Source organism: Sphingomonas sp. CCH9-F2, assembly GCF_001556735.1.
GTDB classification, from domain to species: Bacteria; Pseudomonadota; Alphaproteobacteria; order Sphingomonadales; family Sphingomonadaceae; genus Sphingomonas; species Sphingomonas ginsenosidimutans.
Genome location: NZ_LSJO01000374.1, coordinates 1 through 2290, shown reverse-complemented (window position 1 = coordinate 2290; position 2290 = coordinate 1). Strand labels below are relative to the sequence as shown.

The 2290-nt window shown below is 67.1% G+C and carries 2 protein-coding genes and 1 pseudogene; all 3 read left to right on the top strand.

From position 1 onward, the window contains the following. Positions 1-13 precede the first annotated feature (13 nt). Positions 14-451, top strand: a pseudogene (locus tag AX685_RS10930) (cobaltochelatase CobT-related protein); the annotation flags it as partial. Positions 452-458: 7 nt separating this feature from the next. Further along, positions 459-731 carry a ribbon-helix-helix domain-containing protein gene (locus AX685_RS10925; protein ID WP_066488548.1) on the top strand — a complete coding sequence of 91 codons (273 nt, stop codon included), beginning with the start codon at positions 459-461 and terminating at the stop codon, positions 729-731. A 57-nt stretch (positions 732-788) separates the two neighbouring features. Next, the coding region (locus AX685_RS10920) for a TonB-dependent receptor (protein ID WP_156445770.1) at positions 789-2290 on the top strand (1502 nt) is incomplete at its 3' end.

Below are 2290 nucleotides of genomic sequence, written 5' to 3'. Positions count from 1 at the left end.
TCGTTGAGCCGGCCCGCCACAGCCGGGCCGGCTCAACGACGTGCGCCACATCGTTTACAAGATGGCGGACGAGCCGTGGCGGCGCGCGCGCAACGCGCTGGGGCTGATGATGCGCGAAGGGCTGCTGAAGGAGAATATCGATGGCGAGGCGCTGATGTGGGCGCATGCGCGGTTGATGGCGCGGCCCGAGGACCGGCGCATCCTGATGGTCATTTCCGACGGCGCGCCGGTCGACGATTCGACGCTCAGCGTCAATTCCGGCTCCTATCTGGAACGCCATTTGCGGCAGGTGATTGGCTGGATCGAGAAGAAGTCGCCGGTGCAGCTGGTCGCGATCGGCATCGGGCATGACGTGACGCGCTATTACAGCCGCGCGGTGACGATCATGGATGCCGAACAGCTGGGCGGCACGATCATCGAGCAGCTGGCGTCGCTGTTCGACGCCGAGTGACGCGCGGATGAGCGATGGCCGCAGGGCGATCGCCGCGCCCGCCGGGGGCTTCGCCGGGCCGGTAAAACGGTCGATCACGATCGCCGGGCACGCCACGTCGATCAGCCTGGAACCGGCGTTCTGGCGCGCGCTGGAGGCGGCGGCGGCGGCGCGCGGGCTGCCGCTGTCGGCGCTGGTCGCCGCGATCGATGCGCTGCGCATTCGTGCCGACGATCCGCCCAACCTAGCTAGTGCGCTGCGGTCATGGCTGTTCGCCGAATATGCGATCGGCTCGCAATAACGTTGACAGTGCGAACGAGTAGCAATAGCTGACCCCGATCAATTCAGGGGGAAAGTCATGTCGTCGTCCGTTCCGTTCCTGGCGCTGTCATGCGTCGGCCTGATCGCATCGGCGCCCGCGCTCGCCGCGCCGGCCGATTCGGCGCCGCGCAGCGATGCGGGGGCGCCATCGGATCAGGACGCGCGCACACGCATCCAGCGTGACGATATCGTCGTCACGGGCATTAACGACCGCAAGCCCGCCGAACTGGAAAGCCCCAAGGCGACCGCCCCGCTGCTCGACACGCCGCAGACGGTGACGGTCATTTCCGACCAGGTGCTGCGCAAGCAGAACCTGCTGACGCTGCGCGATGCGTTGCAGACGATCCCGGGCATCACCTTCGGCGCGGGCGAGGGCGGTGGCGGCTATGGCGATTCGATCAACCTGCGCGGCTTTTCAGCGAACAACGACATCACCATCGACGGCATCCGCGACAGCGCGCAATACAGCCGCACCGATCCGTTCAACCTGCAACAGATCGAGGTCTATAACGGCGCCAATTCGGTCTTCAACGGATCGGGCAGCGTCGGCGGCACGATCAACCTGGTGTCGAAGGAGCCGCGGACCGAGGCGCTGACGATCGCGCAGGCGGCGGTCGGCACCGACAATTACTACCGCGCCGCGATCGACGCCAACGAACCGCTGTCGGACAATGTCGCCGCGCGGCTGAACGCGGTCTATCACCACAATGACGTGCCGGGGCGCGACGTGGAGAAGTTCGAGCGCTGGGGCGTCGCACCGGCGGTGACGATCGGCGCGGGCGGTCCGACCAGCCTGACGCTCGCCTATGTCCATCAGGAGGACCGCAACACGCCGATCTACGGCGTGCCCTATGTCAACAATGCGCTGTCGGGCGGGGTCCTGCCGGGCATCGATCGCAGCGACTATTACGGCTACCGCAACCTCGACCGGCAGGACGTCACCGTCGACCGGCTGACCGCGACGTTCCGCCACGAGGTCGACGATCACATCGCGGTGCGCAACCTGACCCGCTGGCAGCGCGTCGGCCAGTATAGCGTCACCAGCGCGCCGCAGGGCACCTTCTGCCTTTCCGCCACCAATCGCCAGCCGGTGGCGACCAGCGCAACCAATGCGCAAGGACTGCCGTGCACCGCCACGGTCAACGGCGCGACGATTACCATCCCGGCTGGGCAGTGGCTGCCGTCCGGTCCGCGCGGGCTGGTGCGCGATCAGGAGAACCAGCTGCTGGTCAACCAGACCGATATCCGGCTGGAACACGGCACCGCCGGCGGCATCCGCAACGTGGCGAACATCGGCGTGTCGGCGCTGGTGGAGGAATATCGCATCGCCTCCGGCTCGCTGCTGCGCAACGCCGACGGATCGGCCACCGCGCCGCTGCCGTTCCTGTCGATCAGCAACCCCGACACCGTCTATCGCGGGTCGATCAACTATGTGGAAACCGCGCGCCAGCGCGCGACCAGCGAGAATATCGCGGTCTATGCCTTCGACACGCTGGAGCTGGGGCGTGCGTTCGAGCTGAACGGCGGGGTCCGCTGGGA